Genomic DNA, 2,175 nt, shown 5'->3' with positions numbered 1-2,175 from the left:
GGGCGTGACGGCGCGGGCGCTTGCCACGATCACAGCGATCCGCGACACTTAGTGCGATCAGACCATAAAAGAACCGAAATGCGCCTGATAGACCCAGCCCATCCTTTCTACCGGGTCAAATGGCGCCGCTACCTGCTGGTTGCGGCACCATTTATCTGGGCCAGCGTTGAATGGTACGCGGGCAACACCGCCTAGGCCTATCTGTCAGCGGCAATTGGCGGGTATCTGGCTTGGCATCGGGTCTTGAACTGGCGACCCGACGACGCCGATTAGGGCGTAGGCAAATCCACCGGCTGTCCGCTTTGCCGGGAAAGAGTTGCCGCATCGGCCATGATCTGCGCTTGCAGGCCATCAAGAATGTTCGGGTCAGCCTGCACCCCACCGGTGGCGGCGGCGATGAAACCGCGCATTTCGGCCAGATAGGCGGCCTCATAGCGTTCCAGAAAGAAATGTTGCGCCGGGTCGCGGCGAAAGCCTGCTTCGGTGGCGATTTCAACCGTGCTTTCAAGCTGGTTTTCGGCGCGCAGCATGCCGTGTGCCCCATGCACCTCAACGCGCTGGTCATAGCCATAGGCGGCGCGGCGCGAGTTGGAAATCTGGCAGATCCGGCCGCTGGCCGTGGTCAGAATCACGGCAGCGGTATCGACGTCGCCCGCACGCCCGATGTCCGGGTCCACAAGGCTGCTGCCCACCGCATGCAGGCGGATAAATTCCTCGCCCATCAGAAAGCGCGCCATGTCGAAATCATGGATCATCATGTCCCGAAACAACCCGCCGGAGCGTTCGATATAGGACACAGGGGGCGGCGCAGGATCGCGCGACGTGATGGCGACAAGTTCCACCGCGCCAATATCGCCCGCGCGGATGCGCGCGCGCAGCGTGGCGAAATTTGGATCAAACCTGCGGTTGAACCCGGCCATGAAGGGCACGCCAGCGGCCGCGACCGCGTCCATACAGGCGCGAATATTGTCCACCGACATGTCGATAGGCTTTTCGCAAAAAACCGCCTTTCCTGCCTTCGCTGCCGCCATGATCTGATCGAAATGGCAGTCCGTGGGCGTGCCTATGATCACCGCGTCCACATCCGTAGCCGTCAGGATCGCGTCGACATCGCGCACCTCTGCCCCAGTGCTGGCGGCCAGTGCGTTGGCGGCGGCGGGCATCGCATCGGCCACGGCGACAACCCGCGCGTCGTCGAGGGCCTTGATGCTGCGGGCATGCACCTGCCCGATCCGCCCGCAGCCCAGTAATCCAAGTCTTAACATCTCAAGCCTTTCCTGATGTGCCCAAGCCCCTGATCACCGCGCGCGCGGCGTCGAAAACCGGGTCATGTGTTTCTTGCAGTATCGACACGCGGTCAAAGCGCGCGGGGTCCGCGTTCACTGCCGCCCGCAGGGCCGCGCCAAAGGCCATGCGCAATTCGGTGCCGATATTGAACTTGGCGATCCGGGTGCCCGCGGCCAGTGCCGCACGCTGCGCATAAGGCACGCCAGAGCCGCCATGAATGACCAGCGGCACGTCGCAAGCGGCCTCGATCGCGCGGATACGGGCTTCATCCAGACCCCCTTCATGATCGGTTTGCAGATGCACGTTGCCCACGGACATGGCCATGGCGTCAATGCCCGTGTCGCGGGCGAAGATTTCGGCCTCTGCCGGGTCGGTTCCGGCAGAGCCTTCCCCCCCCGAATAGCCCACAAAGCCGATTTCCCCTTCGCAGGAAATGCCCGCCGCATGGGCGAGTTCGGCAATCTGCGCGGTCTCTGTGATGTTCTGCGCCAAGGGCTTGCGTGAGCCGTCATACATCAGCGACGTGAAGCCTGCATCGCGCGCAGCGCGGCATTCGTCCAGCGTGTAGCCATGGTCCAGATGCACGACCACCGGCACATCCACATCCGCTGCCAGATAACGCATCATCGCGCCCAGCACCGGCAAGGGCGTATGCGCGCGGCAGCTTGGCCCGGCTTGCAGGATCACGGGCGCGCGTTCAGCCTGTGCTGCCATGGCATAGGCGCGCATGTCTTCCCACCCCAGGCAGACCAGTCCGGGCACCGCATAGCCCCCTGCCACGGCCGGTTGCAGAACATCACGAAGCGTTGCCAGTGTCATTTGAACTTCGCCACCATATCCATGATGCCGGGGATGGTGCGCACATGCAGGGCGTAGCGCTGCACGCTG

At 63.4% G+C, this 2,175-nt stretch carries 2 protein-coding genes and 1 pseudogene; 1 reads left to right on the top strand and 2 read right to left on the bottom strand.

What is annotated here, in order from left to right:
* Positions 1 to 195, top strand: a pseudogene (locus IBX59_RS15095) (hypothetical protein); the annotation flags it as partial.
* A gap of 74 nt (positions 196 to 269) precedes the next feature.
* On the opposite strand, the gene iolG reads toward IBX59_RS15095, so the two are convergent.
* Both iolG and IBX59_RS15085 read right to left on the bottom strand, forming a co-directional pair.
* Positions 270 to 1,265: an inositol 2-dehydrogenase gene (gene iolG / locus IBX59_RS15090; protein WP_296377039.1), complete on the bottom strand. Its 996-nt coding sequence runs from the start codon at positions 1,263 to 1,265 to the stop codon at positions 270 to 272.
* Position 1,266: 1 nt separating this feature from the next.
* Entirely contained in the window at positions 1,267 to 2,106 is an 840-nt protein-coding gene (locus tag IBX59_RS15085; protein ID WP_296377041.1) for a class II fructose-bisphosphate aldolase, read from the bottom strand.
* Positions 2,107 to 2,175 lie beyond the last annotated feature (69 nt).

It is taken from the genome of Yoonia sp. (genome assembly GCF_014859355.1).
Classification (GTDB): domain Bacteria; phylum Pseudomonadota; class Alphaproteobacteria; order Rhodobacterales; family Rhodobacteraceae; genus Yoonia.
Note: the sequence above shows the minus strand (reverse complement) of the source record. Positions and strands in the feature narration are given on the sequence as shown.

Coding starts and splice junctions, on each gene's coding strand:
- IBX59_RS15085 (WP_296377041.1), bottom strand. CDS start 2,106: ATGACACTGGCAACGCTTCGTGATGTTCTGCAACCGGCCGTGGCAGGG.
- iolG (WP_296377039.1), bottom strand. CDS start 1,265: ATGTTAAGACTTGGATTACTGGGCTGCGGGCGGATCGGGCAGGTGCAT.